23 protein-coding genes are annotated in these 26,260 nt (G+C 58.9%); 16 read left to right on the top strand and 7 right to left on the bottom strand.

Annotated features, from left to right (window positions below; translation table 11 throughout):
* The 3 genes from AD928_RS12565 to cobJ are packed head-to-tail and all read left to right on the top strand — an operon-like array spanning position 1 to position 2,110.
* A complete protein-coding gene (locus tag AD928_RS12565; protein WP_062250923.1) occupies positions 1 to 630 on the top strand; it encodes a precorrin-8X methylmutase in 630 nt (209 codons plus the stop codon).
* Entirely contained in the window at positions 630 to 1,355 is a 726-nt protein-coding gene (locus AD928_RS12560) for a precorrin-2 C(20)-methyltransferase (protein ID WP_062250922.1), read from the top strand. The genes AD928_RS12565 and AD928_RS12560 overlap by 1 nt, the downstream gene beginning before the upstream one ends.
* The gene (gene cobJ / locus AD928_RS12555) at positions 1,352 to 2,110 is read left to right on the top strand and encodes a precorrin-3B C(17)-methyltransferase (protein ID WP_062250921.1); all 759 of its coding nucleotides are present in this window, start codon (positions 1,352 to 1,354) and stop codon (positions 2,108 to 2,110) included. Before AD928_RS12560 ends, cobJ begins: the two co-directional genes overlap by 4 nt.
* Here cobJ and AD928_RS12550 read toward each other — a convergent pair.
* The gene (locus tag AD928_RS12550; protein WP_062250920.1) at positions 2,080 to 2,886 is read right to left on the bottom strand and encodes a cobalt-precorrin-6A reductase; all 807 of its coding nucleotides are present in this window, start codon (positions 2,884 to 2,886) and stop codon (positions 2,080 to 2,082) included. The two genes, cobJ and AD928_RS12550, sit on opposite strands and share 31 nt — an antisense overlap.
* Positions 2,887 to 3,014: 128 nt before the next feature.
* Here AD928_RS12550 and AD928_RS12545 point away from each other — a divergent pair, with 128 nt between their 5' ends.
* The 3 genes from AD928_RS12545 to cobM are packed head-to-tail and all read left to right on the top strand — an operon-like array spanning position 3,015 to position 5,364.
* Positions 3,015 to 4,238: a bifunctional cobalt-precorrin-7 (C(5))-methyltransferase/cobalt-precorrin-6B (C(15))-methyltransferase gene (locus AD928_RS12545; protein WP_062250919.1), complete on the top strand. Its 1,224-nt coding sequence runs from the start codon at positions 3,015 to 3,017 to the stop codon at positions 4,236 to 4,238.
* The gene (locus tag AD928_RS12540) at positions 4,235 to 4,615 is read left to right on the top strand and encodes a cobalamin biosynthesis protein (protein WP_062250918.1); all 381 of its coding nucleotides are present in this window, start codon (positions 4,235 to 4,237) and stop codon (positions 4,613 to 4,615) included. The genes AD928_RS12545 and AD928_RS12540 overlap by 4 nt, the downstream gene beginning before the upstream one ends.
* On the top strand, positions 4,612 to 5,364 hold the full coding sequence (gene cobM / locus AD928_RS12535) for a precorrin-4 C(11)-methyltransferase (protein ID WP_062250917.1): 753 nt from the start codon (positions 4,612 to 4,614) through the stop codon (positions 5,362 to 5,364). The genes AD928_RS12540 and cobM overlap by 4 nt, the downstream gene beginning before the upstream one ends.
* A 1-nt stretch (position 5,365) precedes the next feature.
* Here the strand turns inward: cobM and AD928_RS12530 are convergent, their stop codons facing one another.
* A complete protein-coding gene (locus AD928_RS12530; RefSeq protein WP_062250974.1) occupies positions 5,366 to 6,460 on the bottom strand; it encodes a cobalt-precorrin-5B (C(1))-methyltransferase in 1,095 nt (364 codons plus the stop codon).
* A gap of 91 nt (positions 6,461 to 6,551) precedes the next feature.
* On the opposite strand from AD928_RS12530, the gene dnaE reads away from it, so the two are divergent.
* The 9 genes from dnaE to parC all read left to right on the top strand — a co-directional run bounded on the left by dnaE (position 6,552) and on the right by parC (position 19,115).
* The gene (gene dnaE / locus AD928_RS12525; RefSeq protein WP_062141498.1) at positions 6,552 to 9,971 is read left to right on the top strand and encodes a DNA polymerase III subunit alpha; all 3,420 of its coding nucleotides are present in this window, start codon (positions 6,552 to 6,554) and stop codon (positions 9,969 to 9,971) included.
* A 13-nt stretch (positions 9,972 to 9,984) separates the two neighbouring features.
* On the top strand, positions 9,985 to 11,400 hold the full coding sequence (gene pabB / locus AD928_RS12520) for an aminodeoxychorismate synthase component I (RefSeq protein ID WP_062250916.1): 1,416 nt from the start codon (positions 9,985 to 9,987) through the stop codon (positions 11,398 to 11,400).
* Positions 11,397 to 12,221 (top strand): aminotransferase class IV, encoded by an 825-nt coding sequence (locus AD928_RS12515; RefSeq protein WP_062250915.1) that lies wholly within the window; start codon positions 11,397 to 11,399, stop codon positions 12,219 to 12,221. Before pabB ends, AD928_RS12515 begins: the two co-directional genes overlap by 4 nt.
* Before the next feature lie 114 nt (positions 12,222 to 12,335).
* The gene (locus tag AD928_RS12510) at positions 12,336 to 12,707 is read left to right on the top strand and encodes a hypothetical protein (protein WP_062141502.1); all 372 of its coding nucleotides are present in this window, start codon (positions 12,336 to 12,338) and stop codon (positions 12,705 to 12,707) included.
* Positions 12,708 to 12,902: 195 nt separating this feature from the next.
* The gene (locus AD928_RS12505) at positions 12,903 to 14,006 is read left to right on the top strand and encodes an aromatic ring-hydroxylating oxygenase subunit alpha (protein ID WP_062141504.1); all 1,104 of its coding nucleotides are present in this window, start codon (positions 12,903 to 12,905) and stop codon (positions 14,004 to 14,006) included.
* 164 nt (positions 14,007 to 14,170) lie between these two features.
* Positions 14,171 to 14,980: a 30S ribosomal protein S2 gene (gene rpsB / locus AD928_RS12500; RefSeq protein WP_062250914.1), complete on the top strand. Its 810-nt coding sequence runs from the start codon at positions 14,171 to 14,173 to the stop codon at positions 14,978 to 14,980.
* 128 nt (positions 14,981 to 15,108) lie between these two features.
* Positions 15,109 to 16,014, top strand: a complete 906-nt coding sequence (gene tsf / locus AD928_RS12495) for a translation elongation factor Ts (protein ID WP_062141506.1) — start codon at positions 15,109 to 15,111, stop codon at positions 16,012 to 16,014.
* A gap of 18 nt (positions 16,015 to 16,032) precedes the next feature.
* Positions 16,033 to 16,833 carry a DNA repair protein RecO gene (recO, locus tag AD928_RS12490; RefSeq protein ID WP_062250913.1) on the top strand — a complete coding sequence of 267 codons (801 nt, stop codon included), beginning with the start codon at positions 16,033 to 16,035 and terminating at the stop codon, positions 16,831 to 16,833.
* Positions 16,834 to 16,901: 68 nt separating this feature from the next.
* Positions 16,902 to 19,115: a DNA topoisomerase IV subunit A gene (gene parC, locus AD928_RS12485; protein WP_062250973.1), complete on the top strand. Its 2,214-nt coding sequence runs from the start codon at positions 16,902 to 16,904 to the stop codon at positions 19,113 to 19,115.
* Between the two features lie 9 nt (positions 19,116 to 19,124).
* On the opposite strand, the gene AD928_RS12480 is transcribed toward parC, so the two are convergent.
* From AD928_RS12480 to AD928_RS12470, 3 genes are all read right to left on the bottom strand, one after another.
* Complete coding sequence (locus AD928_RS12480) at positions 19,125 to 19,850, bottom strand: arginyltransferase (protein WP_062250912.1); 726 nt, start codon at positions 19,848 to 19,850, stop codon at positions 19,125 to 19,127.
* A gap of 157 nt (positions 19,851 to 20,007) precedes the next feature.
* Positions 20,008 to 21,012: a porphobilinogen synthase gene (gene hemB, locus AD928_RS12475; RefSeq protein WP_062250972.1), complete on the bottom strand. Its 1,005-nt coding sequence runs from the start codon at positions 21,010 to 21,012 to the stop codon at positions 20,008 to 20,010.
* A 142-nt stretch (positions 21,013 to 21,154) separates the two neighbouring features.
* Entirely contained in the window at positions 21,155 to 22,612 is a 1,458-nt protein-coding gene (locus tag AD928_RS12470) for an amino acid permease (protein ID WP_062141512.1), read from the bottom strand.
* A 180-nt stretch (positions 22,613 to 22,792) separates the two neighbouring features.
* Here AD928_RS12470 and glyA point away from each other — a divergent pair, with 180 nt between their 5' ends.
* Positions 22,793 to 24,082: a serine hydroxymethyltransferase gene (gene glyA / locus AD928_RS12465; protein ID WP_062250911.1), complete on the top strand. Its 1,290-nt coding sequence runs from the start codon at positions 22,793 to 22,795 to the stop codon at positions 24,080 to 24,082.
* Positions 24,083 to 24,129: 47 nt separating this feature from the next.
* Here the strand turns inward: glyA and AD928_RS12460 are convergent, their stop codons facing one another.
* A complete protein-coding gene (locus AD928_RS12460) occupies positions 24,130 to 25,170 on the bottom strand; it encodes a M14 family metallopeptidase (protein ID WP_062250910.1) in 1,041 nt (346 codons plus the stop codon).
* Between the two features lie 123 nt (positions 25,171 to 25,293).
* A complete protein-coding gene (locus AD928_RS12455) occupies positions 25,294 to 26,226 on the bottom strand; it encodes a glycosyltransferase (RefSeq protein WP_062250909.1) in 933 nt (310 codons plus the stop codon).
* Between the last annotated feature and the right edge of the window lie 34 nt (positions 26,227 to 26,260).

The following is a 26,260-nucleotide window of genomic DNA, read 5'->3' as shown; positions in this document are numbered from 1 at the left end:
ATGCAGGCTTATGACTATATTCGGGATGGAGCCGCTATTTATAAACGCTCCTTTGCCACCATTCGGGCAGAAGCGGATCTGAGCGGATTTTCACCGGAGCAGGCGCAGGTTGTCGTGCGGATTATTCATGCGTGCGGCATGGTGGAAGTTGCGCAGTCTGTGGCGATGACGGCGGATTTCGTCTCTTCAGCCAGAGCATCCCTTAAAAAATCCTGTGCCATTCTCTGTGATTCCGAGATGGTTGCGCATGGCGTTACACGCGCCCGTCTGCCTGCGGACAATGCGGTAGTCTGCACTTTGCGTGATCCCCGCACACCGGAACTGTCTAAAGAGATTGGCAATACCCGCTCTGCGGCGGCGCTGGATTTGTGGGGAGAGAAACTGGCCGGGGCCGTGGTCGCGATTGGCAACGCTCCCACGGCGCTGTTCCATTTGCTGGAACTGCTTGATGCTGGCGCACCGAAGCCTGCGGTTATTATCGGGTTGCCGGTTGGCTTTGTGGGGGCAGCGGAATCCAAGGAGGCTCTTGCAAAAAGGCATGATGTGCCCTGGCTGGTTGTGCATGGGCGGCTGGGAGGTAGCGCCATGGCCGCAGCGGCTGTGAACGCGCTGGCAAGTGAGGCTGAGTGATGGCGCACGGCACATTGCATGTGGTGGGCGTTGGGCCGGGTGACCCGGACCTGATGACGTTGCGCGCAGTCAAAGTTCTGCAGGCCGCGCCGGTAGTAGCGTATTTCTGTCGGCATGACACACAGGGCCATGCCCGGCGTATTGCTCAGGCTCATATTGCCCCAACGACGCAGGAAATACGGCTGGCTTATCCGTTTACAACGGAACTTTCGGTTAAAGATCCAGCGTATCATAAGAATATGAACGCGTTTTATGATCGCTGCGCGCAGGATCTGACCGTGGTTCTGGAGCAGGGGAAGGATGTGGCTCTGCTCTGTGAAGGTGACCCCTTTCTGTATGGCTCGTCCATGTATTTGTTTGACCGCCTGCGCAGCCGCTTTGCAACGCAGGTCGTGCCGGGTATTTCCGCCATGAGCGGGTGCTGGTCACAGGCGGCGCGCCCTATGACGCATGGGGACGATGTGTTGTGCGTGCTGCCCGCGACCATGCCGGAGGAGGATCTGGCGCACTGGCTGGAAAAAGCTGATGCCGCTGTGGTGATGAAGATTGGCCGCAATATGCCAAAATTGCGTAAGGCGCTTACACAGGCCGGGCGTTTGCCAGACGCCGTTTATGTGGAGCGTGGCACACAGCCGGAGGCGCGGTGTTTGCCTCTGGCGGAGCAGGAGGGGCCTGCGCCCTATTTTTCTCTGGCGCTGGTGCCCGGCAGAAAGGGTGTGCGATGACAGGGTCTGTCACCATTATCGGGTTAGGGCCCGGTAACGTGCTCCAGCGTACGCCGCAGGCCGATCAGGCGCTCAGTCGGGCGACGGATCTGGTTGGTTATGGGCCGTATGTGCAGCGGGTTGAGGCACCGGCATCCGTTGTGCGGCACAGCTCCGATAACCGGGTCGAACTGGAGCGCGCCCGTCATGCGCTGGAAATGGCCATGCAGGGGCGGCATGTTGCTGTTGTGTCCGGTGGCGATGCAGGCGTGTTCGGTATGGCTAGCGCCGTGTTTGAGGCCGTGGACCACGGGCCGCAGGAATGGCGCGCGCTTGAGATCACGGTTATTCCCGGCGTCAGCGCAGTTCTGGCCGCAGCCGCACGGCTGGGGGCACCGTTGGGGGGTGATTTCTGCGTGATGTCTCTTTCCGATAATCTTAAGCCCTGGTCAGTTGTTTTGCGCAGGCTGGCTCTGGCCGCAGAGGCCGGGTTTGTGATTGCCCTGTATAATCCGCGCTCCAAAGCGCGCCCGACCCAGTTGGGCGAGGCTCTGGACCATTTGCGCGGATGCCTGCCCGGATCAATCCCCGTAGCGTTCGCACGGGCTATTGGGCGGGAAGATGAAGCTGTACGTCTCTCCACTTTGGCGCAAGCGGATGCCACATGGGCGGATATGAGCACGCTGGTGCTGATTGGCTGTGTGGCTAGTCATCTGATCCCCCGACCGGACGGAAGTGTGTGGTTTTATACGTCGCGCAAGGTGGAAGCAGTCTGATGCGTTTGCAGCCACACCATAGCCTCTTCAGGCGTGTCTACGCGCGGGCAGGCGGGGTGTGGCGGGCGCTCGACCATAATCACCGGGCAATGCAGGGAGCGGGCCGCTTCCAGTTTTGGAAAGGTCGCGTTTCCACCAGAATTTTTAGTGACCAGAATATCAATATGATGCGCCTGCATCACGGCCAGTTCTGCCGCGTAATCAAACGGTCCACGCGCGGACAGGCATGTGGTGTGCGGGGGCAGGCTTGCCGGGTCTGGGGCATCAATGGAGCGCAGCAGATAGGTGTGTTGCGGGGCAGCGCAAAATGGCGCGACCTCCTTACGTCCGGTTGTCAGAAAAACCCGCAAGGGGCGCTGTCCAAAACCCGCAGGGTCAGCCAGAAGGCTGGCAGCGGCGGTCAGGTTGGGCACGCTGTACCAATGGTCTTGCGGCGTAGGCAACCACGCCGGGCGTTCCAGCCGCAGCACCGGGAGCGCCAGTTCCGCGCACGCTGCGGCCACATGTTGGCTCATAGTGGCTGCAAAGGGGTGCGTGGCGTCAATCACCGCCTGAATGGCATGCTGATTCAGCCAGTCTTTCAGCCCCTCTACGCCTCCAAACCCGTCAATCCTGACAGCGATATTGGGAAGATGCGGATTTTTAGTCACGCCAGCCAGCGAGAGGGTGGGGGTAAAAGCAGGGTGATGTTCCAGCAGACGGCATACGCGGGAGGCTTCCGTCGTGCCGCCCAGAATCAACACAGGCACGGGGGCAGAGGCGGCAGAAAAGGGCATGGCGTGCTGTATCCTGAAGAACTGTATGCGTCTTTCCATAACGATCGGGACGGAGGTTCCGCAAGTCGGGTGTTCGGAAAGGTGCGGAACGTAATGCGCACCAGCGCGGAACCGGGGAGAGAGATGTGATGTCTGATGTCTGGCTGACGCTGATCGGTATTGGGGAGGATGGTCTGGACGGCCTGAGTCCTGCTGCCCGCACACTGCTCTCTCATGCGTCGTATGTTGTGGGAGGCGCGCGGCACCTGGAACTGGCGGCAAAGGGTATTCACGGAGAAACGGCGGTCTGGCCGTCACCTTTTCAAAAAGGAGTTGACGCTATTCTGGCGCGGCGGGGTACGCCCGTTGTGGTTCTGGCGTCGGGTGATCCGTTTTTCTACGGCGTTGGGGCAACGCTTGCCAAGCATGTGCAGTCCGAGGAGATGTTGTGCCTGCCAGCGCCTTCTTCCATATCTCTGGCCTGCGCGCGTCTTGGTTGGGCCTTGCAGGACTGTCGGGTGGTGTCTTTGTGTGGGCGCAATATGCACCGCATGAAGCCCTTTTTGCAGCCCGGTGCGCGTTTGATGGTGCTGTGTGCGGATGAGCAGTCTCCGGCTCAGCTTGCGGAATGGCTGACGGAGTCAGGCTTTGGCCGCACGCGTTGCCATGCGCTTGAAGCGCTCGGTGGACCAAAGGAACGCCGTTATGATTTTGCGGCGCGGGAGGGTGTGCCCGTCTCTCCCGGCAGGCTGACTATTCTGGCGCTGGAGATTGTACCGGACAGCCGGACGTTTAGCCTTTCTCTGACTTCGGGCCTGCCGGATTCCTGCTTCGAGCATGACGGGCAGATGACGAAACGCGAAATTCGTGCGGTGACGCTTTCGTCTCTTGCCCCGCGTGCCGGGGAATTGCTGTGGGATGTGGGGGGCGGCTCTGGCTCTGTAGGGATTGAGTGGATGCTGGCAGACCCGTCCTGCCGCACCATCACGCTTGAACCCGTGCCGGAACGGGCTGCACGGATTGCCCGGAATGCCCTGCATCTGGGTGTGCCTGATTTGCAGGTTGTGGAAGCGCGTGCGCCACAGGGGTTTGAAAATCTGGAACGCCCGGATGCTATTTTCATTGGTGGGGGCGGGAGTCGGACTGGTGTTCTGGAAGGCGCATGGGAGACGCTCAAACCCGGCGGTCGACTTGTGGTCAATGCCGTGGTGATGGAAACAGAAGCACGGCTGATGCAGGCGGTGCAGGAATGGGGCGGTACCCTTACTCGTCTGGCGGTCTCTCGCATGGAAGGGGTCGGGCAGATGCACGGTTTTCGTCCGGCTATGAGTGTGACGCAGTGGGTTGCGTGGAAATCGGAAGATCATTCATGAGCGTGGCCGGGATGGGATGGAGCAACTCGGCCAGCGCGACCGAGGCAGCGACTTTTGTGCGGCAGGTGGTGCAAGAGAATAAGGCCACTGCTTTGACATATCTGGCAGTTCCGGGCTTTCGGCACGGTGAAGCGTTACCGGAGGAAGTGGCCTCGCTGCTTGGCGTCCCTCTGTTCTGGGTTTCGGATGACGCATTGCGGGGCGTGCAGAATATTTGCCAAACAGTTTCAGAAAGAGCTTTGCAGGAAACAGGTTTTGCCTCTGTGGCAGAAGGCTGCGCACTGGCTGGAGCTGGGCCGGGTGCGTGGTTGCGCGTGCTGCGGCAAGCGCATGCGGGCATAACCTGTGCGGTGGCGGAAGGAGAGGAAACGAAATGACGGTTTATTTTATTGGGGCCGGCCCCGGGGCTGCGGATTTGCTAACGCTCCGGGGGCGCGATCTGCTGGAGCGTTGCCCGGTGTGCCTGTATGCAGGCTCCATTGTGCCACCGGATATGCTGAAATTTTGCGCCGAGGTCACGCGGCTGGTGGATACGGCCCCACTCTCTCTGGATGAGATTGAAGCGGAATATGCCAAAGCTCATGCGGAAGGGCACGATGTAGCCCGCATGCATTCAGGCGATTTGTCCATTTACAGTGCCGTTGCGGAACAGACGCGTCGGCTGGACCGGCTGGGGATTCCGTGGAGCATGGTGCCGGGTGTACCCGCCTTTGCGGCTGCGGCCTCTGTTCTGGGGCGGGAATTGACCATGCCGGGTGTGGCTCAGAGTGTTGTGCTGACGCGTATGACGGGCCGGGCATCCGCCATGCCGGAGCGTGAAACACTGGCGGCGTTTGCGGCCACAGGTGCGACGCTGGCTATTCATCTGGCCATTCATGCGCTGGGAAAGATCGTGCAGGAACTGACGCCTTTTTACGGGGCAGATTGCCCTGTCGCCATTGTGGCGCGGGCGACATGGCCAGACCAACTCGTGTTGCGCGGCACACTGAGCACGATTGAAGCAGAACTGGCGCAAAACCCGGTGGAACGCACAGCTCTCGTGCTGGTGGGACCTGCTCTGGCGGAAAAAGACTTTCGGGAAAGCGCTTTGTATAACCCGGATTATCGGCGGCGCTTCCGGAGCTAAATCAGGTTTGGGGCAGGGAAGGGCCGGCCTGTCCAACACATTGGCCTGAACGGTCAAACACCATCACGTCCACCGCGCAGGGGGCTGGGGCAAGGGTCTCCAGAACCGTGTGCTGGGCTGACTGTGCGATGAGCGTGCCAAGCGGGATGTGTGCAGAGGAGGCTAAGAGAAAAGCCTCGGCCACAGTGGGGCTGGCCGCAATGGCGTCTGTTATGGGTGCAGGGGCGCCCCCTGTTGCGGCAAGCTGTGCCAGTGCGCCCATGTCGGCCTGTCCGCGTTTGGAGTGCAGGTCCAGCTTGCTCTGACCAAGTTTGGTCATTTTGGCAATGCCACCCGCAATGGTCAGGCGTGGTACGGGGTGGCGGCGCAGGTATTTCAACATACCGCCGACAAAATCACCCATTTCAATCAGCGCTGTATCAGGCAAGCCATAGAATTTCTGAACGGCTTTTTCTGAAACATTGCCGGTAGAGCCTGCAATATGCGTCAGGCCTTCTGCGCGGGCGACATCAATGCCGCGATGAATACTGTCGATCCACGCAGCGCAGGAAAACGGCACGACAATGCCGGTTGTGCCCAGAACAGAAAGGCCGCCGGTAATGCCGAGGCGGCGGTTGAGGGTGCGCTCTGCCAGTCTGGCCCCATCCTCAATGGAAAGCGTGACCTCTGCGTCAGGAAGGGTGCCGCCGTTGGCTTCGGTCAGGGCTGTGCGGATCATGGCGCGCGGGGTGGGATTAATGGCTGGCTCACCGGGGGGAATGGGCAGGCCGGGGCGTGTGACCATGCCAACACCCGGGCCAGCCCGAAACTGCACGCCGGAACCCGCAGGCAGGCGGCGAACCGTGGCGCGGATAACGGCCCCGTGGGTGATGTCCGGGTCATCACCCGCATCTTTCACCACCTCGGCAAAGGGATGCCCGTTGTCCAGACCAGTTCGGCAAATGGCAAAGGTGGGGCGTTGGCCGCCGGGGAGCGTAATGGTCACACTGGCCGGAGGCTCGTGCCCCAGGAGCGTCAGCCATGCGGCTTTTGCGGCGGCTGTTGCGCAGCTTCCGGTGGTCCAGCCCCGGCGTAGCTCTGTTCCCGTATGTTCCATAGGGCGGTTGTAAAGCATCCGGGCGTGGGGCGGTATCCAGATAAGCATTTGTAAGGTGACGCAGGCCCCGGAGGGTGTGATAGAACGGGGTATGTCTTACGCCGATTTCGTTCATCTCCGTGTCCATTCCGCTTACTCCCTGAGCCAGGGGGCCATTCGTGTGCCGGAGATGGTTTCTCTGACCAAAGAGATGCGGATGCCCGCCGTCGCTATCACGGATTCGGGCAATCTCTTCGGGGCACTGGAGTTCTCGCAGTACACCAGCAAGAGCGGCATTCAGCCAATTATTGGCTGTCAGCTGGGCCTGCCGTCACGCAACGACAAGCCAGGTTCTCCGTCTGAGCCGATTGTCATGCTCGCGCAGAACGAGGTGGGGCTGGCCAACCTGCAATATCTGTCCTCCACAGGCTTTAGAGAGTCCGACCCGGCTGATCCGGTTATCAGCATGGAAGTGATGTGTGAGCGCTCGGAGGGGCTGCTGCTGCTAACAGGTGGCACACGTGGCCCGGTTTTCCAGATGCTGGCCGATGGACAGAAGGACGAAGCCGAACGCTGGCTGGCGCAGGCGAAGGAAGCCTTTGGTGACCGCCTGATTGTCGAGCTGCATCGCCACAATCTGGCGGTGGAAAAAGCGGTGGAGCCGGGTGTGCTGGCGCTGGCGGATGAGTTCGGACTGCCGCTGGTGGCGACCAATGAATGTTTTTTCCCGCGCCCGGAAATGTACGAGGCGCATGACGCGCTGATCTGTATCGCGCAGGGTCGGACCATGGCGGAGCGGGACCGCTGGCGTGTGACGCCGGAGCATTGGTTCAAACCGCCGGAAATGATGCGCGCTCTGTTTGCCGATCTGCCTGACGCCTGTGACAATACGCTGGAAATCGCCCGGCGCTGCGCGATTAAAGTTGAAACCCGCAAGCCGCTGCTGCCAGTTTGCCCAAAAGTGCGAGAAGGGGCAACGGAAGACGAAACGCTGCGCGCTATGGCATGGGAAGGGCTGGAAAAGCGCCTTTCCGGCATGACCATGGATGAGGAAACCCGGCAGAAATATAAAGACCGGCTGACGTTTGAGCTGGATATTATCTCCCGCATGGGGTTCCCCGGTTACTTCATGATCGTTGCGGACTTCATCCAGTGGGGGAAGGCGCATGATATTCCGGTGGGGCCGGGGCGTGGGTCGGGCGCAGGCTCTCTGGCGGCATGGGCGCTGACCATTACTGATATCGACCCGATCCCTTTCAACCTGCTGTTCGAACGGTTTCTAAACCCCGAACGTGTTTCCATGCCTGACTTTGATATCGATTTCTGTCAGGACCGGCGAGATGAGGTGATTGCCTATGTGCGCCGGGAATACGGGCCAGATCGTGTGGCGCAGATTATCACTTTCGGTAAGTTGCAGGCGCGTGCTGCGGTGCGTGACGTGGGGCGTGTGCTGGGTCTGCCGTACGGCATGGTTAACCGGGTCGCGGAGCTCATTCCAAACAACCCGGCTAAACCGACCACACTGAAGGAAGCTATTGCCGGAGAGCCGAAACTTCAGGAAATGCGCGACAATGATGAAGCGTTGCGCCGCCTGCTGGAAATTGGCCAGCAGATTGAAGGGCTGTTCCGCCATGCCAGTACCCACGCCGCCGGTGTGGTGATTGGCGACAGGCCTCTGGTAGAGCTGGTGCCGCTCTACCGAGACCCGAAAAGCGACATGCTCGTCACGCAGTACAACATGAAGTTTGTTGAGCAGGCGGGGCTGGTCAAGTTCGACTTTCTGGGGCTGACAACGCTGACCATTTTGCAAAGGGGCGTTGGCTTCCTCAAGAAAATGGGGATTGAGGTTGATCTCAGCCGTATTCCGCTGAACGACCCGGCCACCTACGACATGCTCAGTAACGGCGATACGGCGGGTGTCTTCCAGTTTGAAGGCGCCGGGATGCGTGATGTTCTCAAACAGATGCGTCCCACCCGTCTGGAAGATCTGATTGCGGCTGTGGCGCTGTATCGTCCCGGCCCGATGGCAAACATTCCTGATTATTGCCGCAGAAAGCACGGGGAAGCGTGGGAGCCGCCGCACGAGGAAATCCGCGATATTCTTGAAGAGACCTATGGCATCATGGTCTATCAGGAACAGGTGATGCAGATTGCCCAGAAAATGGCGGGCTACAGCCTCGGCGGTGCTGACTTGCTGCGGCGTGCCATGGGTAAGAAAATCCGTGCGGAAATGGATACCCAGCGCGAGATTTTCACGGAAGGGGCCGTCAAGCGCGGGATTGACCGGGATAAAGCCGTTGAGGTGTTTGACCTCATGGCGAAATTTGCCGACTACGGCTTCAATAAATCCCATGCCGCAGCTTACGCATTAGTTTCGTATCAGACAGCGTGGATGAAGGCTAATCATCCGGTGGCGTTCCTTGCTGGTTGTATGTCTCTGGCGCGGGAGCGGACGGAAAAGCTGGCGGCTCTGCGGCAGGAAGCCGAGCGGATGGGTATTAAGGTTCTGCCGCCGGATGTGAATAAATCCGAAGCGGACTTCTCGGTCGAGACGTTGCCGGATGGCACCCACGGGATTCGTTATGCGTTGGCAGCCGTCAAAAAGGTTGGGTTCAGCGCGATGGAAGCCCTTGTGGCAACGCGTGGGAACAAACCGTTCAAGGATCTGGCAGATTTTGCCATGCGGATTGACCCCAAGCAGATCAATCGCATGCAAATGGAAAATCTGGCAAAAGCCGGGGCGTTTGAATGTCTGGATAAAAACCGGGCGCTGGCGTTTAACTCGGCTGATACTATTCTGCGACGGGCGCAAAGTCAGGCGCAGGAGGCGGCTTCTGGCCAGATTGGCCTGTTTGGCGGCGGTGGCCATGTTGAGCCGCTACGTCTTGCAAAATGTCAGGACTGGCCGGAGTTCGAGCGTCTGGCCATGGAAGCCGAAGCGATTGGCTTCCATATGACGGCCCATCCGCTGGATTCCTACGGCACTGTGCTGCGTCGGCTGGATGTGACGCGCTGTTCTGGTCTGCTCTCAGCGGCGGAAGCCGGGGTAGGCCGTGTGCGCATTGCGGGCTGTGTGGTGGACCGTAAGGAACGCCCGACCCGCACCGGCAACAAGATGGCATGGGTCCGGCTTTCAGACTCCTCCGGTGGCTGTGAAGTGACCGTATTTTCTGAAGTTCTGACCCGTGTGCGCGAAAGCCTTACGGCTGGCACTGCTGTTTTGGTAACGGCGGACCTGAAGCTGGAAGGCGAGGCAATGCGCATTACAGCGACGGATATTGTGGAGCTTGAGCAGGCCGCAGCGCAGGCAAAAAGTGAGTTGCGGATATGGGTGGAGCAGGAAGGTGCCTTGCCGCGCCTGAATGAAATCCTGACCGAGCAGAAAGGTGGTTCCAGCCGGATTGTCCTGCTGCCGGGCGTTGCAGAAACCTGTGATGTGGAAATCCGTTTGCGCGGTGGGTATCGGGTTACACCGCTTCTGGGGCAAAGGCTCAAAATGCTGGAAGGTATTTCCCGCGTAGAACAGGTCTGAGGTTGCAAAACATATGGTCACGGCACGGGTCTGGGTAAAGGAACTGGCCTGGCGTGAGCCAGAGGCTGTGTTTGCAGCATGGGGAGATGCGCCGTGGTGTGCGTTTCTGGATAGTGGCGGACCGGTAGAAGGCCGCAGTCGCTGGCAGATTTTTTGCCGAACGCCGCGTCAGAGTCTTGTGGTGCAGGATAGGCAAATTTTTCAGAATGCCGAACCGCCTGTTCCCTTTACGCCAGATGCGTTGTTTGCCCGGCTACGGCAGGCCATGCCGTCTGCTGTGGTTCGTGCAGATGAGCCGGAGGAGATGCCGGAACTGCCATTTTACGGTGGATGGATCGGGTTTGCAGGATACGGTCTTGGGCAGCAGCTGGAACATATTTCGCCCCGTCACTCTGCGCAGGATGAGCCGGACTGGGCTTCCGGTTTTTACGATCATGCCTTTGTGTGGGATCGTCTTTCAAAACGTGCGTTTATTACGGGCGTTGTGTCGGAGGGGGATCAGGATACCGCTGGGGACCAGCAGGTTACGGCGCATGTCGCGGCATGGGAGGCTGTGCCTGAAGGCTCGGTTGATTTGCCAGATGTGCCTCGGGTGCAGTTTCGTCTCGATCAGTCCCGCGCATCGTATTGCGAGGCCATAGAGCGCGCTAAAGCATATATCGCCGCCGGGGATATTTTTCAGGTGAATATCACGGGGCGCTATTTTTCTGCGTTCCCAAAAGAATTTTCAAATACGGCGTTGTATCTGGCTCTGCGTCAGAAGGCTCCGGCCCCCTTTGGCGCGTATTTGTCCTGCGGGGCGGGATACGCGTTACATTCCACGTCACCGGAGCGGTTTTTGCAGTGTGACGCGCAGGGCGTTGTGACATCCCGGCCCATCAAGGGTACAGCCCCGCGCGGGCAGACGCCGGAAGAGGATGACGTTTTTGCGGCTAGTTTGAGCGCAGATGACAAGGAACGGGCTGAAAACCTGATGATTGTGGACCTCATGCGGCATGATATCGGCCGTGTGGCGCGGGTTGGGAGCATGAGCGTGCCGGAATTTCTCAGGGTGGAACGCTTTGCCCATGTGCATCATCTGGTGTCTGAAGTGCGGGGAGAACTGGAGGCCGGGCGGGATGTGTTTGACCTGCTGCGTGCTACCCTGCCACCCGGCTCTGTGACGGGCGCCCCCAAGCATCGGGCTATGGAAATTATTGAAGAACTGGAAGCCTCTCCGCGTGGGGCTTATTGCGGGAGCGTGCTCTGTGTCGGGGTAGATGGTCGTTTGGAAAGTTCCGTGATTATTCGAACCCTTGTCCGGAGAACGGACTCTCTGACACTGGCCGCAGGTGGGGGGATTACCATTCTCTCTGACGCTCAAAAGGAATATGAAGAAATGCGCCTGAAAGTGGCTCCTTTCCGGGCACTTTTTGGAGATGAGGCATGAGTCTGGTCTGGCTGAATGGGCATCTGTGTGAGGCTGCACAGGCGCATGTTAGTCTGACGGATCGGGGGCTGACGCTGGGGGATGGCCTGTTTGAAACGCTCCGTGTGCAAAATGGACGTGTGCGCCATCTGGATTTGCATATGCAGCGTTTGCAGCATGGGGGAGCGGTGCTTGGGTTGGCAGTTCCTGATGCGGCGACAGTGGCGCAGGCCGCGCAGGCGCTTTTGCAGGCAACGGATGTGCAAAACGGCTCTGCCCGTCTGACAGTCACACGGGGTGTGGCTCCGAGAGGGCTTTTGCCGCTACAGCAGGGAGAGCCTACCGTTTTTATGACGGCTACGGCAGGGCAGGCAACGGTGTCATCGGTCTCCCTCATGACAAGCCAAACCATTCGGCGTGATGAGTTATCCCCCTTAAATCGTCTGAAAAGCCTGAATTACCTGCCTAATATTCTGGCCCGGCAGGAGGCCATGCGGGCTGGGTGTGATGAAGCCTTGTTGCTGAACGTGAGGGGGAGGGTGGCAGAAACCCCCATCAGCACGGTGGTGATTCAGGAGGGGGGCGAGTTTTTTACGCCTTCGGTGGGGGAGGGGGCATTGCCCGGAGTTGCGCGGGCCGTGCTGTTGCAAGCGGGGCTGTTGCGGGAAGAGTCTCTCTCTCTGGCGCGACTGAAGGCCGCAGAGGGACTTTACCTGATTAACAGTCTGAGTGTGCGACAGGTGAAGGCGTTTGATGGTGCATCGGTCAGACAGTCCGCGGCCGGTCTGAGCAGGCTATGTGCTGCGCTGGACATACCGCTGCCCGCATGTGGGGGAGCGTGAGGCCGCCTTTCCGTTCTGGCAGGTGTGCTCTGTAAATAAGGAAAGGCAACCTTTCCGGAAAGGCCTCGTTAGAGGCATGAGTGCGTATCTACATCTTGAACGGGAGGATATCCCATGTCTTCAAAACTGTATTCCATGACTCTGGCTGTTTCCATGCTGATGGCCCCGACGCTTGCGTTGGCGCAGACAACGCAGAGTGATTCGGTTCCCGGCGCGCCGACCGCAAATTCTGCGGCGTCTCAGGTTGGTAAGGTGCCGCCTGCGGCCAAGGACGAGAACGGCAATCGGGTCGAGCCGTCTCATAAACTCTGGAACAACCCGCGCACCGAGGCCGAACAGCCCGGGACGCAGCCGCCGTCCAATGGTGGCAATGGTCAGGACTCGACGACGAACCGCGGCACCACAACTCCGGGCCCAAAAACCGAAAAGCCTGATCAGCCGACCAAGCCCCGTAAGCACTACCCCCTGCCGCATTCGCCTAAATAAAAAATGTTCTGGAGCCCTTTGTTTCTCAGTGGAGCAGAGGGCTCTTCCTTTATAATACGCTAATCCCTTGCTAATCTGGCATGCAGAGGTGGGGCTTGTCTGATCCTGGGGGAAAGACCAATCCTAGACGGCATGACCCGGTGAGGTGGTGCCGTTTTTTTGCGCATTCGCCTCTGGTAATGTGAGAGGTGACCCATGCAGGAAGAAGCAGTCAAAGAAAAACCGGCTGAACAGGTCTCTGCCCCGGAGTATGATCTGCGGCAGATCGATTGTGATCCGAATTTCTGGTATCCCATTGCGTGGTCGCACAAGGTGCGCCCGGGGAAGACTTTTCCTGCCCGGTATGCAGGGCACCCCATTGCCTTGATTCGTCCGGAAAATGGTCCGGTTTATGCGTTGGAAGACCGCTGTGCCCATCGGCAGGTGCCCCTGAGCAAGGGGAAGGTCGAAGGTGACTGCATCAAATGCTGCTATCATGGCTGGGCGTTTGACCGTGCGGGCCAGTGCGTCACGGTGCCTTACCTGAATAAGGAAGGGGTGGGACGGCCTGTTAAGTCTTATCCCTGTCGGGAAAAAAGCGGTCTGATTTTTGTGTTCCCCGGAGATCCTGCTCTGGCGGACAGCGTGCCGATGCCCGACATCGCGCAGGTTGAAAACCCGGAATTCAAGACCCGCCGCTTTCACCCGCGTCTGAAATGCCATTATACCTTCATGCACGAGAACCTGATGGACATGAACCATCAGTTCCTGCACCGGCGGCAGATGGGCTCCATCACGGCCCGCTTCATGGGGCAGGACAAGGGCGAGAACTTTCAGGAAGCCCGGTACAGCTTTGCCCGTAAGGGTGGCAACCAGCCGCTGGCTGAAGCGCTGATTTTCGGCAAGCATCGTGAGATTGAAGGGCAGGAACAGCCGGTGGAGGAAATTGTCTCCATCCGCACCACCTACCCGTACCAGACTCTGCAAATTCATGACAAAGATGGTGATCTGGTGATGGACCTGTGGGTGGCCTATGTGCCGCTGGGGTCTGACCAGCTGGGCACCCAGACGTTTGGTCTGCTCTCCGTCAAGAAGCCCAAATGGGGCTTTCTGCTGGATATGGCCTGGCCGGTTCTGGGGATCTTCACGCACCGTATCTTTGAAGAAGACCGGGAAATTGTGGAACTGGAACAGAAGGCCTGGCGTGAGCTTGGGGGTGACCACAATATTGAAGTCTTCCCTATTGTGAAGGCTCTGCGGGCCCTCCTGGCCCGCAAAGGTGTGCCCAACGCAAACGCCAAACCCATTAAAGAGGGCTGATAACCCGCATTTTTGCCTTGCAAGGGCCAGCGAAAACCGCCATATCGGCATCGCTTGGCCCAGGCCGGGACTACGCACGCGAAGCCATACACCTTCTGGTGCCCTGAACAGTAAAGGGGCCGTGCTTCGCGGAGGATTAACCAGATAAGGTAGGAATACGCCCCATGGCGATGCCAGATTTCACACTCCGCCAGCTGCTTGAAGCTGGTGTTCACTTCGGTCACCACACCCGCCGCTGGAACCCGCGGATGGAGCCATACCTCTTCGGTGTGCGTAACCAGGTCCACATTATCGACCTTCAGCAGACTGTTGGCCTGCTTGACCGCGCCCTGCAGGCAATCCGCAACACTGTTGCCGGTGGTGGCCGCGTTCTGTTTGTTGGCACCAAGCGCGCCGCAGCAGAACCGATTGCTGAAGCTGCAAAGCGCTGCGGTCAGTATTACGTCAACCACCGCTGGCTGGGTGGCATGCTGACGAACTGGAAGACCATTACGGGTTCCATCAAGCGTCTGCGCCAGATTGAAGAAACGCTGGACGGCGGCACGTCCGGTCTGACCAAGAAAGAAATTCTTGAACTGACCCGCGCCCGTGACAAGCTCGAACGCTCCCTCGGCGGGATCAAGGAAATGGGCGGTCTGCCCGACATCCTGTTCATCATCGACACCAACAAGGAAAAGCTGGCTGTTGAAGAAGCCAACAAGCTGGGCATTCCGGTTGTGGCGATTCTGGACAGCAACTCTGACCCCAAGGGCGTGACCTTCCCGGTTCCGGGTAACGATGACGCCATCCGCGCCATCTCCCTGTATTGCGATCTGGTCTCCTCTTCCGTTCTGGACGGGATCTCCGCTGAACTGGGCGCTTCTGGCCAGGATTTCGGTGCGGCTGAAGAACTGCCGGTTGACCCGGCTCTGGAAGCAGAAGTTCCGGCTGCAGCGCCTGAAGCTGCTGCTGTTCCGGCACCTGCTGCAAACTAAAGTTTTGCTGGCCGGCCCGAGCATGATCTGCCGGGCCGGTTTTTCAGATACGATAGATGCCTGCACATAGGCATGACAGCCCTGTGCGCGCCCTCAGGGGCGCGTTCCGGTTTTTAAGGAGATGAACTATGGCGGCCATTACCGCTGCACTGGTCAAAGAACTGCGCGAAAAAACGGGCGCAGGCATGATGGACTGCAAAAAGGCTCTGAACGAGTCCAACGGTGAAATTGAAGGTGCCGTTGACTGGCTGCGCACCAAGGGCCTTGCGGCTGCTGCCAAGAAGTCCGGCCGTACCGCTGCTGAAGGTCTGGTTGCTGTTGCATCCGAAGACAAAAAAGCAGCCATGGTTGAAGTGAACGCCGAGACGGACTTTGTGGCCCGTAACGAAGCGTTCCAGAGCTTTGTTGAATCTGTTGCTCAGGTTGCTCTTAAGGTCGGTGACGATCTGGAAGCTATCAAGGCAGCAACGCTGGCCAGCGGCCGCACCGTTGCTGACGAACTGACGCACCTGATCGCCACCATTGGTGAGAACATGTCCCTGCGTCGTGCTCGCGTGTTCACGGTGCCGTCTGGCGTTGTGGCAACGTATGTGCACGGTGCCCTGCGCCCGGGCGTTGGCAAGATTGGTGTTCTGGCTGCTCTGGAAGCTCCGTCTGCTTCTGACGCCATTACCCAGCTCGGCCGTCAGATTGGCATGCATGTTGCTGCAACGCGTCCGTCCGCTCTGGACGTGACCAGCCTTGATCAGGCTGAAGTTGAGCGTGAACGCGCTGTGCTGATCGACCAGGCGAAAGACTCCGGCAAGCCGGAAGCCATCATCGAAAAGATGGTCGAAGGTCGTATCCGCAAGTTCTATGAAGAAGTTGTTCTTCTGGAGCAGGTGTGGGTGCATGACGGTGAAAGCCGCGTGAAGAAAGTTCTGGAGAAAGCTGGCGTGAAGCTGGTTGGCTTTGACCGCTTCCAGCTGGGCGAAGGCATTGAAAAAGAAGCCGACGACTTTGCTGCTGAAGTGGCCAAGGTTTCCGGCGTCTAAGTCAGGCGTTTCTGCACGATGATGCAACAGGGCGGGACTTCCTTCGACAGGGAGGCTCCCGCCCTTGTGCTTTCTGCGGCCTTGCTGGGCGAAAATAACGCCCGTGTGCATGTGCTGACAGAAGAAAACGGGCTGGTGCGCGGTGTGGTTTATGGGGCCAGATCCCGTGCAGGCAGCGCGTTATGGCAGCCGGGAAATCTGGTTAAAACCCGTTTTCAGGCTCGCTCTGCCGGCGGCATCGTCCGGCTTTCGGGTGAATTACTGTATGGCTGCGGCTTCCGGTTGCTGGATGCGCCGCTCACGCTGGCCATGGTCCAGTCCGTCTGTGTGCTGGCCGATGCGGCTTTACCGGAAGGTGAGCCGTGCCCGATACTGTTTGCCAAAACGGTAAAACTTCTCAGTTTTCTGGGGTTTGACCCCGCCGTGTCCGAGCGGGAAGGGCTGCCGGATGTGGTGCGCTGGGAATGCGCTTTGCTGACGGAACTTGGCTTTGGTCTCGATTTTTCCGCTTGCGCAGTGACAGGCGCCACAACGGGCCTCGCCTATGTATCCCCCAAAACAGGAAAAGCGGTGTCTGAAGACGGTGCCGGGGAATGGAAAGACAGGCTTTTGCCGCTTCCGTCCTTCCTGCTGTCTGAGGAGGAAACCGGCACACCGGAGGACTGGCTGTCCGGGTTGCGGCTGACAGGTCATTTTCTGGCGCGGGACGCCTTCGGACAGCGGCATCGCCCCCTGCCCGCAGCGCGGGAGCGGCTGGTGGATCGTGTGGCGCGCCTTGCCGGACAGCCGAATGAGACGCCTGAAGAAGAAGGAGACTAGAACAAAACGCGCCACAGCGTTATGTCTCAGGCTGTATGAGAGCCGGCATTGGGTCTGGGGAGCAGGAAATGAGCGAGACATTTGAAGGCCATATTGAGGATACCAAACTGGCGGATGCGCTTAGTGAACGGTATCTGGCCTATGCGCTGTCCACCATCATGTCGCGCTCGCTGCCTGATGTGCGGGATGGCCTCAAGCCAGTGCATCGCAGGCTTGTTTACGCCATGCACCAGCTCAAGCTGGACCCGTCCTCCGGCTTCAAGAAATGCGCCCGTGTGGTTGGTGACGTTATTGGTAAATTCCATCCGCATGGGGATGCCTCGGTCTATGAGGCCCTTGTGCGTCTGGCGCAGGAATTTGCCGCTCGCTACCCGCTGGTGGAAGGGCAGGGGAACTTCGGTTCTATTGACGGCGATAACGCCGCCGCCATGCGATACACGGAAGCGCGGCTGACCGAAGTCGCCAAGGCTCTGCTGGACGGTATTGAAGATGATGCCGTCGATTTCCGCCCGACCTATGATGGTGAAGAGCAGGAACCGGTTGTGTTGCCAGCAGCTTTCCCGAACCTGCTGGCCAATGGTGCGGCCGGGATTGCTGTGGGGATGGCCACCAGCATTCCGCCGCATAATGCTGCCGAAGTCTGTGCGGCTGCTGCACTGCTGGCCCGTAAGCCAGACAGTACCACGGCTGAACTGCTGGCGTTGATGCCGGGGCCGGACTTCCCGACTGGTGGCCTGATTGTTGAAGATTCGGACGCCATTCTGAAAGCCTATGAGACAGGGCGTGGTGGCTTCCGCATGCGGGCGCGGTGGGAAGTCGAACAGGGGCGTTTTGGCACCTGGCAGATTATTGTCACCGAAATTCCGTATCAGGTGCAGAAATCTCGTCTGATTGAGCAGATTGCCGATCTTCTGGAGCAGAAGAAGCTGCCGCTTCTGGGCGACATTCGGGATGAAAGCACGGATGAAATCCGGCTGGTTCTGGAGCCAAAAACACGCGGCATTGAGCCAGAAGTGCTGATGGAAACCCTCTTCCGGGCGACCACGCTGGAAAGCCGCTTCCCGCTGAACATGAACGTGCTGAGCGCGGACCGCGCACCGGGTGTTATGGGCCTGAAGGACGTTCTGCGTGCCTGGCTGGACCATCGCCATGTGGTGCTGGAGCGTCGGAGCCGCCACCGTCTGGACGCTGTCCTGCGTCGGCTGGAAATTCTGGCAGGTTTCCTGGCAGTTTATCTGAATCTGGATGAGGTCATTCGCATTATTCGTGAAGAAGATGATGCGAAGGCCAGCCTGATTGCCACGTTCTCACTGACCGATCTGCAGGCCGAGTCTGTGCTCAATATGCGGCTGCGGAGCCTGCGCCGGCTGGAAGAGCTGGAAATCCGCAAGGAGCATGACGCGCTTTCAGCCGAGAAGGCCGAACTGGAAACGCTGCTGGGTGACGAGAAGAAGCGCTGGTCCCGTATCGGGCGCGAACTTGAGGGCATGGTCAAGAAATTCGGGCAAGGTCAGCTGGGCAAACGGCGCAGCACGCTCCAGTCCGCTCCGGCTCCCATTGATATCTCCGTAGTGGAAACGGTGGAGCGTGAGCCTCTGACCCTCATCCTGTCTCAGAAAGGCTGGGTGCGGGCTGTGAAAGGCCATGCTGTTGATCTGGAGAACCAGAAGTTCAAGGAAGGCGACGGGTTGCGCCTTGCGGTGCCTTGCCAGAGCACAGATAAATTGTGCTTCTTCGGCACAGATGGGCGCGCCTTTACCGTGAAAGGTGCGGACCTGCCGCGAGGGCGTGGCGATGGCCAGCCAGTGCGTTTGCTGTTTGATCTCTCGAACGATGAAGACGTGATTACCGTGTTCCCGGTGCAGGCCGGTGCGCGTCGCCTTGTCGCCTCCAGCGCCGGGCGCGGCATGCTGGTGGACGAAGAGAGCATGGTGGCGGAAAAGCGTTCAGGCCGTCAGGTACTTAACCTGAAGGGCGAGGAAAGCGCACAACTCTGCGTGCCTGCAGAAGGTGATCAGGTTGCTGTGCTGGGCAGTAACCGTCGCTTCCTGATTTTCCCGCTGGAGCAACTGCCGGTCATGGGGCGTGGTCTGGGTGTTGGCTTGCAGAAATATGCCAAAGCCAGTGAGTCCCTGAAGAATGCAGTTGTCTTTAAAGCTGAGGATGGCCTGCTATGGCCCGGCAACGTGCGCCTGCGTCCGTTTGCTGACCTTCAGACCTGGGTGGGGAAACGCGCCGCTGTGGGTAAGGAAGCCCCCTCCTGGGCGCTCAAGAAAGCCTGAACAGGAGTATTACGCCTCAGCATCCAGCGTGTGCCAGACGCCGTGGGTCAGGATTTCGGCAGGCTGGAAGCGGGATTTGTAGGACATCTTCCGGCTTTTCTGAATCCAGTAACCCAGATACAGGTAAGGCAGGCCAAGGCGTGCGGTTTCCTCAATAAGGAACAGCACGGCCAGACTACCGAGTGAACGACGGGGCAGGTCCGGGTTATAGAAGCTGTAGACAGCCGACAGCCCATCTTCCAGCCGGTCAATCAGGCTGACAATCATCAGTTCACCCGCTTCTGTTCGAAATTCAAACAGCATGGTTTCCACGGGTGTGTCTTCCACCATGCTGCGATAGTCTTCTCCCGTCATGGTGGCCATGTCACCGTCCGTATGGCGTGCTATCTGATAGCGGCGGAAGAGGGCGTATTGTTCCGGCGTGGTGATGGGCGGGATGCGCATGGCGTGCAGATCGGCATTGTGGCGCAGGGTGCGCCGCTGCGTGCGGTCTGGTTCAAAGCGATGCACGGGAATGCGGATAGGCGTGCAGGCCGAACAGGTGGCGCACACAGGCGCATAAGCCAGCGTATGGCTGCGCCGGAAGCCAGCGCGGGAGAGGCGGTTATGCAGGGCGTCCGCATTGGGGACGGCGAGATCCGCAATCACCTTCCGCTCCATCTGTCCCGGTAGATAAGGGCAGGGCTGGGGCGCTGTGGTGTAGAAAAACTGCGATTGCCGCAGTGTAGAAACCATACGTCATGTCCGGAAAAGGAGTGGCAGGCTGGTAAAACAAACAGCCTGCCAGACTGTAACAGGAACGCCGCCCGTAACGCACTGGCTTTCCGGCCAAAACAGGTTTCACAGAAAGGCGATGCGGGCGGAAGCCGAAGCGCGGGGCTTCGGCTGCTGTTCAGACGCCGTATGTCTGTTTGATGCGCTCTGCGGCTTCAATCGCAAAGTACGTCAGCACGCCATGAGCACCAGCGCGGCGGAAGGCCAGCAGGCTTTCCATTACGGCGCGCTCATGGTCCAGCCAGCCATTCTGGATGGCGGCCATCAGCATCGCATATTCACCGGAGACCTGATAAGCGAAGGTCGGCACGGCAAACGTGTCCCGCACGCGGCGGATGATGTCCAGATACGGCAGGCCCGGCTTGACCATGACCATGTCCGCGCCCTCGGCAATATCCATCTCCACTTCACGCAGAGCTTCATCGCTGTTGGCGGGGTCCATCTGGTAGGTCTTCTTGTCGCCTTTCAGGAGCCCCCCGGAGCCCAGAGCATCACGGAACGGACCGTAGAAGGCGCTGGCATATTTGGCGGCATAGGACATGATGCGGGTATCAACAAACCCGTTCTTGTCCAGTTCCGTGCGGAAGCTGCCAATGCGTCCGTCCATCATGTCGGACGGAGCAAGGATATCCACCCCGGCAGCAGCCTGATTAACAGCCTGCTGAGCGAGAATGGTGACGGACTCATCATTCACCACATAGCCATTCCGGATAATGCCGTCATGACCATGGCTGGTGTAGGGGTCCAGCGCCACGTCGCCAATCAGACCCACATTGGGGAATTCTTTTTTCAGAAGGCGCGCGGCCCGGCACATCAGGTTGTCCGGGTTCAGGGCTTCGGAGCCTGTTTCATTCCGGGCTTCAGGCGGTGTGATGGGGAACAGGGCCAGTGCAGGAATACCCAGTTTGGCGGCAGGTTCAACATGGGTGGCCAGCCGGTCCAGCGTGACGCGTTGCACGCCGGGCATGGAGGCCACATCTGTCACGGAGTTGGTACCCTCCATGAAGAAAATCGGCCAGATCAGATTATTGATGCCCAGAGAGGATTCAGCGACCAGTCTGCGCGTGAAATCATCAAACCGGTTACGGCGAGGGCGGGCCTGAGGGAAGCGACCAGCCAGCATGGGCGGGATCTCCATTGCGTGTCGGGCGGGCCTGATGGGCCGGGCAATGCGAGGCCAGATCAGGCAGAAACCCGACGGGGGTGAACAGCGGGAAGCGAGTATGCGCCGCTTCCCGCGTTATGCAACCCCATGCGCGCGGGAGTCAGGACCGCGCAAGAACGCTGCGATAGCGCCCGTAACCCAGATAGATGGCCATGCCGATGGCCAGCCACACGACCAGCCGGATCCATGTCAGCTTGTCCAGTGAGATCATGACGGCGGAGCAGCTGAGAATGCCCAGCACAGGGATGAGATCCCCGCCCGGTACGCGGAAGGCGCGGGGAGCATCCGGAGATTTGCGGCGCAGCACCATCACGCCCGCACAGACCAGCACAAAGGCCAGCAGAGTGCCGATGGACGTCATATGCCCAAGGTCGGAAATGGGCAGAAAGGCGCTGAGCAGGCAGGTGATGATCATGAAGAAGATGTTGGACAGCCAAGGCGTCTGGAACTTCGGATGCGTGCGGCTGAACATGGGCGGCAGCAGGCCGTCTCGTGACATCGCAAAAAACACCCGGCTCTGGCCCAGCAGCATGCCCATGAGCACAGAGGTAAAGCCGCAGATAATGCCGATTTTTACTGCCAGTTGCAGCCAGTGGTAGGGCGTGCGGTTAATGGCGGTGGCAACCGGGGCGGCATCACCCAGCATGTCCTTGTAATTGACCAGACCGGTCATGACGAAGGAGAACGCGATATAGGCCAGCGAGCAGACCAGCAGGCTGCCCAGAATGCCGATGGGCATATCCCGCGCCGGATTCTTGGTTTCCTGCGCTGTGGTGGAAACCGCATCAAACCCGACATAGGCGAAGAAGATTGTGCCCGCGGCCCGCATGATGCCGGACCAGCCATAATGGCCGAACGTGCCGTCATTCGGCGGGATGAAGGGGTGGTAGTTGGCCGGATGGATGTAGGAAATGCCAAACCCGATAAAGGCAGCAATCACCAGCAGCTTGATGACGACGATGACGGCATTGACCTTGGCAGACTGGGAGATGCCGCGGATGAGGATCATGGAGACCAGCCCGATGATGAAGACGGCGGGCAAGTTCATCAGCCCGACTGTCAGGCTGCCGTCTGGCATCTGCACGGTCTCAAAAGGGGAGGCTGTCAGGCGTGGAGGGAGCACAAGGCCCCACGAATCCAGCAACGAGACCACATAGCGTGACCAGCTGACCGCTACCGTAGCGGCACCCACTGCGTATTCCAGAACCAGATCCCAGCCGATAATCCACGCCATCAGCTCACCCAGCGTGACGTAGGCGTAGGTGTAGGCGCTGCCGGCAATGGGGATCATGCTGGCGAGTTCACTGTAGCACAGCCCTGCGAATCCGCAGGCTATGGCCGCAATCAGGAATGAGAGGATAACGGCCGGTCCGGCATTTTCAGACGCGGCAATGCCTGTCAGAGAGAAAAGGCCAGCGCCAATGGTAGCCCCCACGCCAAGGGCAACAAGGCTGCCCGGACCAAGAACACGCTTGAGGCCTTGCGAGGATTCCAGCTTATCCAAAGGCATGCAGCGCGTAATGAATGACGCTGCGGAAGATGCAGGCCTTTGCGTCATAGACTTTTCTCTCCTGTCTCGACCGTGAAGAAAACGACGTATAGAGCAATTGGTGGTCTTCGTCCCATAGAGAGGCTAGAGTATCTCTCTTAGCAAGATGTGTTTTAAACGTAACGAACGGCCTGGCACTTACAGGACAGTGCACAGACCGGTTGAACGAGATGAAATGAGGAGCTCCTGATGAGCCAGACGGATCTGGATCGTTTTTTTCATGCGCCGGTTACAAAGACGGATCCGGATGTTGCAGCAGCGCTCGCCAGTGAGCTGAAGCGGCAGCAGGACGGCATTGAACTGATTGCCAGCGAAAACATGGTGTCTGAAGCCGTGTTGCAGGCTCAGGGCAGCGTAATGACCAACAAATATGCGGAGGGCTATCCCGGCCGCCGTTATTATGGCGGGTGCTCTGAGGTCGATAAGATCGAAGTTCTGGCCATTGAGCGCGTTAAAACCCTGTTTGGCGCAGGCTTTGCCAACGTGCAGCCGCACTCCGGTGCCAATGCCAATCAGGCCGCCTTCATGGCGCTGTCCAAACCGGGCGACACCATTCTGGGCATGAGCCTGGCAGCTGGTGGCCATCTGACGCACGGTGCTGCCCCGAACTATTCCGGCAAGTGGTTCAACGCTGTCCAGTATGGCGTGCGCAAAGATGACGGCCTGCTGGACTACGAGGAAATGGAGCGTCTGGCGCGCGAGACCAAACCGACCCTGATCGTGGCTGGTGGGTCTGCGTATCCGCGCATCATCGACTTTGCCCGCTTCCGTCGTATTGCGGATGAAGTTGGCGCGTTCCTGATGGTCGATATGGCGCATTTTGCTGGTCTGGTGGCCGCTGGCCTGTATCCGAACCCGCTTGAGCATGCGCATGTGGTGACCTCCACCACGCATAAAACTCTGCGTGGCCCGCGTGGTGGTCTGATCCTGACCAACGATGAAGCGCTGGCCAAGAAGATCAATTCCGCTGTCTTCCCGGGTCTGCAGGGTGGCCCGCTGATGCATGTGATCGCCGGTAAGGCCGTGGCCTTTGGTGAAGCGCTTGAGCCGGAATTCAAGGAATACCAGAAAGCCGTCCAGAAGAACGCCAATGTTCTGGCCGAAGTTCTGGTGGAACGCGGGTTTGATATTGTGACGGGTGGAACGGATTCGCACCTGTTGCTGGTTGATCTGCGGCCCAAGAAAGTGACCGGTAAAGCTGCAGAGCACGCTCTGGAACGCGCAGGCATTACCGCCAACAAGAACGCCATCCCGTTTGACCCGGAAAAACCTGCCATCACCTCCGGTGTGCGTCTGGGCAGCCCGGCAGCAACGGCCCGTGGCTTCCGTGAAGCGGAATTCCGCCAGATTGGCGAGATGATTGACGAAGTGCTGACCGCTCTCGCCGCTTCCGGCGGGGAAGGTGATGCCGCAGTTGAAAACGCCGTGCATGAGCGCGTGCGTGAACTCTGCGCCCGCTTCCCGATCTATAACCGCTAAACTCTGGAATTCTGAGGCGGGGGTTTCGGCCCCGGCCTCAGGGTTCTTCAGGTATAGCGGGCCAGCCGCACTGCGGTATGCCCGCGCATCGGCCTGAGGTTGGGCATGACCAGCAGGCAGTTATCATAAGGGGTTCTGATTTCTTCAGACCCGTCAAATGCCAGTAAAGTTCCTGCTTTTTTAATAATGTCGCCACTGCGAAACGTTTTGACAAACACAAAACGGGGCGTGAGAGCCTGTACGTTATCTGTCACCGTGACATGCCGCACCTTCTGGCGGCTAGCCGTGCTGTTGGTGCTGCCACTTGGCGAGACGGTGCCCATCTGTTCCAGAAAAGTTTGACAGACGCTCAAGGCTAGCGTGGCGGCTGCGGGTTGCCAGTGCTGGCCAGCTTCCAGCAGGCAGGCTTTGGCGGTTGTGCGGTTGGAGGCAAAGCGCACGTAATCAATCAGCCGGGGACCATCCTCATGCCCGCTATCCTGCACCACCAGCGGCGGAGGGGTTTGAAAAGCCGAAAGTGCTGAGGCCAGCACGCGGCTTTTTTCTGTCATGTTGCTCAAAAAAAGTGGGTCAGCTGGCCACAGCATGGAATGCAGATCCAGCAGCGCATCAACCGTGTTGAGGATTGGCACTACGGCGCGCACACGGTCCATTTCATGCGATGTATGTGCCGAGGCAATGAGGTCTGGCTGCCAAAGCCGGTTCATGTCCTCATCAATAAAGCGGGACAGGGTAGGACGACACGGGTCAAACCGCGCATAGGCGTCCAGATTCAGAAAAATCAGAGTGAGTCGGCCCCGTTCCGGACGAACAGCGTGAGTAAGTAAATGGTCTAGAGCATATGCCCCGGCATATTCATTGCCGTGCATGAGCGCTGTTATCGCGACGTGCGGGCCGGGATGTGTGGCTTCAAAATGATAGGCGCCGGGAATACCGCAATTCCCGTCCTGCCACGGGCTGAGGTCCGGCGGCGGGAGGGTGATATCAAAGTGCGGCAGGGGAAGCTGCGGCGGGGGGAGTGTTTCTGAGAGGGTACGAAGACGGATGCGTCCCTGTTGCGTGCTCTGGCGGCGGGACGCACAACTCATGACGAAACCCAGCCTGTTATGCAGCCGAAAATCAGGAGGGCGTTTTCGCCAGATGAGGGGGTAAGACACAGCATGGCGGAGGAAGTATTATCCCCCTTGGCTCATGCTGCAATCCCATCTGTCTCAGGACTCGTCGGCAAGGGTCACAATGTTGGTATGTGCGCGGCTGGTATCATTGCGCAAACCGTCCCGCAGGCCAGCGAGCATCAGGGAGCGGATACGTGGAGTTGTCCGGTTTTTCCAGTAAAGCTTCAGCGTGCTGAGCAGCAGCAGCGGGGTAAACGGCAGGAAGAGCCATCCGGCAATTTTCTTGTAAAAAAGAATTCGGTTTCTGACGATGTAGTAGATTTTCCACCGGTTGCGCGCAAAGCTGACCGTGGTCTTGCAGTCATGAGAAAACCGGATGGCCGGTATAAACAAAATTTTCAGGCCGAGACTGCGTAACTTCCATGCGTAGAGAATATCATCCGCATAGATGAACAGGTCTTTCTGCGGCAATCCCAGCGGGCCACGCACCAGAGCGGCACGCACAAAAAAGCCCACAAAGGATGCATAATCGACTGGCAAAGGTTTGGTCTGCTGGTAGGCGGCTGGATCTATGGCAAAGGTACGTCTGCGGCTTTTCAGAAGGCTGCAAAATTTCCCAATACTGGCAAACGGGTTCAGACCGGGGCGATTCATGTCGCACACAGTCCCGTTGGGGAAATAGACCGCAGCCGCTACTCCCCCCACACTGGGGGGCAAGGGCAGGGACTGAAAGATTCTGAGTGCGTCAGGCTGCGGCCAGGCGTCATCATCAAAACAGACAAGCCAGTCACAGTCTGTCTGGCGGGCGGCATAGTCCATGCCGCGTGCAAATCCGCCTGCACCACCGCTGTTTACGGTTTCATGCACGCAATGCAGGCGCGGGTCCGTCTGGGTTTCCAGCCAGTCCCGCGTGCCATCCTGACTGGCGTTATTGACCACCACCACGGCTGAAAAATTCTGTGCGAGCGTGTGCTCCAGAACTGTTTTCAGTATGGGCAGCCGGTTGCAGGTGACAATGACGGCTGTCACCTTGCATAAATTTTGTCCGGCTGATGGCGCAGGT

It is taken from the genome of Acetobacter cerevisiae (assembly GCF_001580535.1).
In the GTDB taxonomy this organism is placed as follows: Bacteria; Pseudomonadota; Alphaproteobacteria; order Acetobacterales; family Acetobacteraceae; genus Acetobacter; species Acetobacter cerevisiae.
This window is presented reverse-complemented; position numbering and strand designations above follow the sequence as displayed.

Bases quoted from the DNA above. Each gene is read 5' to 3' on its own strand.
- parC (WP_062250973.1), top strand. From the start codon at position 16,902: ATGAGCGAGACATTTGAAGGCCATATTGAGGATACCAAACTGGCGGAT.
- pabB (WP_062250916.1), top strand. From the start codon at position 9,985: ATGGTCACGGCACGGGTCTGGGTAAAGGAACTGGCCTGGCGTGAGCCA.
- AD928_RS12565 (WP_062250923.1), top strand. From the start codon at position 1: ATGCAGGCTTATGACTATATTCGGGATGGAGCCGCTATTTATAAACGC.
- cobJ (WP_062250921.1), top strand. From the start codon at position 1,352: ATGACAGGGTCTGTCACCATTATCGGGTTAGGGCCCGGTAACGTGCTC.
- cobM (WP_062250917.1), top strand. From the start codon at position 4,612: ATGACGGTTTATTTTATTGGGGCCGGCCCCGGGGCTGCGGATTTGCTA.
- tsf (WP_062141506.1), top strand. From the start codon at position 15,109: ATGGCGGCCATTACCGCTGCACTGGTCAAAGAACTGCGCGAAAAAACG.
- rpsB (WP_062250914.1), top strand. From the start codon at position 14,171: ATGGCGATGCCAGATTTCACACTCCGCCAGCTGCTTGAAGCTGGTGTT.
- AD928_RS12540 (WP_062250918.1), top strand. From the start codon at position 4,235: ATGAGCGTGGCCGGGATGGGATGGAGCAACTCGGCCAGCGCGACCGAG.
- AD928_RS12505 (WP_062141504.1), top strand. From the start codon at position 12,903: ATGCAGGAAGAAGCAGTCAAAGAAAAACCGGCTGAACAGGTCTCTGCC.
- glyA (WP_062250911.1), top strand. From the start codon at position 22,793: ATGAGCCAGACGGATCTGGATCGTTTTTTTCATGCGCCGGTTACAAAG.
- AD928_RS12510 (WP_062141502.1), top strand. From the start codon at position 12,336: ATGTCTTCAAAACTGTATTCCATGACTCTGGCTGTTTCCATGCTGATG.
- AD928_RS12560 (WP_062250922.1), top strand. From the start codon at position 630: ATGGCGCACGGCACATTGCATGTGGTGGGCGTTGGGCCGGGTGACCCG.
- AD928_RS12550 (WP_062250920.1), bottom strand. From the start codon at position 2,886: ATGCCCTTTTCTGCCGCCTCTGCCCCCGTGCCTGTGTTGATTCTGGGC.
- dnaE (WP_062141498.1), top strand. From the start codon at position 6,552: ATGTCTTACGCCGATTTCGTTCATCTCCGTGTCCATTCCGCTTACTCC.
- AD928_RS12480 (WP_062250912.1), bottom strand. From the start codon at position 19,850: ATGGTTTCTACACTGCGGCAATCGCAGTTTTTCTACACCACAGCGCCC.
- AD928_RS12460 (WP_062250910.1), bottom strand. From the start codon at position 25,170: ATGAGTTGTGCGTCCCGCCGCCAGAGCACGCAACAGGGACGCATCCGT.
- AD928_RS12530 (WP_062250974.1), bottom strand. From the start codon at position 6,460: ATGGAACATACGGGAACAGAGCTACGCCGGGGCTGGACCACCGGAAGC.
- hemB (WP_062250972.1), bottom strand. From the start codon at position 21,012: ATGCTGGCTGGTCGCTTCCCTCAGGCCCGCCCTCGCCGTAACCGGTTT.
- AD928_RS12470 (WP_062141512.1), bottom strand. From the start codon at position 22,612: ATGACGCAAAGGCCTGCATCTTCCGCAGCGTCATTCATTACGCGCTGC.
- AD928_RS12545 (WP_062250919.1), top strand. From the start codon at position 3,015: ATGTCTGATGTCTGGCTGACGCTGATCGGTATTGGGGAGGATGGTCTG.
- recO (WP_062250913.1), top strand. From the start codon at position 16,033: ATGATGCAACAGGGCGGGACTTCCTTCGACAGGGAGGCTCCCGCCCTT.
- AD928_RS12515 (WP_062250915.1), top strand. From the start codon at position 11,397: ATGAGTCTGGTCTGGCTGAATGGGCATCTGTGTGAGGCTGCACAGGCG.